2 protein-coding genes are annotated in these 1,486 nt (G+C 62.2%); both read left to right on the forward strand.

Going from position 1 to position 1,486, the window contains the following annotated elements; all coding sequences use genetic code 11:
* On the forward strand, positions 1-480 hold a 480-nt coding region (locus AC1DY5_RS55350), incomplete at its 5' end, for a LysR substrate-binding domain-containing protein (protein ID WP_478122653.1).
* 155 nt (positions 481-635) lie between these two features.
* On the forward strand, positions 636-1,486 hold an 851-nt coding region (locus tag AC1DY5_RS55355), incomplete at its 3' end, for an MBL fold metallo-hydrolase (RefSeq protein ID WP_478122654.1).

The following is a 1,486-nucleotide window of genomic DNA, read 5'->3' on the forward strand; positions in this document are numbered from 1 at the left end:
GCCGAGACCAGTCAGCAGGCGCGCAARATCGGCAACTTCCGGCAATTGCTTGTCGCGCCCTCCTCCATGGCTTCACAGGCGGCGCGACTCACTGAGCCTAAGGAGATCGCGGATTTGCCTTTTGTCGCCAACACCGCCTTGCGTGAGCACCTCCGGTGGAATTTCTCGCGAAACGAGATCGAGCGCCAAGCCGTGAATGTGCAGGCCTCTATTTTTCTCGATGCGACGCTCGCGGTGCGCGAGGCCGTGTGCCAGGGCGCAGGGCTCTCTGTGCTCCCGGACTACGCGATTGCAGACGAACTCGCCGCCGGCCGACTCATCCAGGTCCTGCCCCAGTGGCGCCTTCCTTCCGGCGGCATCCATGCGGTTTTTCCGGCCGCACGCTTTCGCCCCGCAAAGGTCCGCGCCTTCGTCGAACTGCTCGCATACAGGGAGCAACAGCGGCAGCACGCCCACGGGTCAGATGCCGAATCGCACTGACCGAACGATCCGGTGGTAGAGAACGGAACGCGCGGAAACCATGAAGGATTTCTAATCAATGGAACAAAATTTGTTGATTGCCCTCGTGGCGTCGCTCCGACACACTTTTCCCCCTGGGCACAACCACACCTACAACAATGCAAGGAGACAAGTCCATGTCGAGTTTCGCTGGCCGCCATAGAAGCCCGCGCTCCGTGATTCGAACACTTGTGGCAGCGGGACTGGCCGCGTCGGCTACCGCTGCGTCGGCGCAGGATCCGCTCACCACACGCTGCGAATCGGCGCCTATCGCCGCCATGTTCACCGTGTTCGGCGAAACCGGCCGCATGCCGCCAGACCTGGGTCGCTTCCTGCAGGATGCCGCACTGCAGACCATCGAGCCGTACCAGGCGTTCGACAACGTGTACTACGTGGGCATCTGTTGGGTATCGGCGTGGCTGATTACCTCGCCATCGGGTCACGTGCTGATCGATACCCTCTACGGTCCCTACACCGATACGATGCTCGACAACATCCGCAGAATCGGGTTCGAGCCCAACGACATCCGGCAGGTCGTAGTGACTCATGGTCACTTCGATCACGCAGGCGGCGCAGCGAAGCTCAAATCGAAGTTGCCCAACGCCCGCTTCGCCATGACATCCGAAGGCTGGCGCGAAGCGGCCGAATCTGCGGTTCAGTCGGCCAGCCGGCCAGATCGCTGGACCATGATCGAACGCGACCAGGTATTGACGGACGGCCAGATTCTCAAGGTCGGCGGCGTGACGCTGCAGGCTTTCGAGACCCCCGGGCACACGATGGGCACTGCGTCCTTCGCGTTCGACGCCTTCGACGGCGGCAAACGCTACCGCGCGTTCACGGTGGGGGGCCTGGGGCTGAATGCGATCAAGGGGCCAGAGCAGGTGGAAGCCTTCATTGCCAGTCTCCAGCGGATTCGCTCCCTGACCCAGGACAAGAAGGACCCGGTCACCGTGCATCTGACCACGCACCCATTCTCCAACGGTCTGAC

This window comes from Variovorax sp. P4_D9, assembly GCF_056401695.1.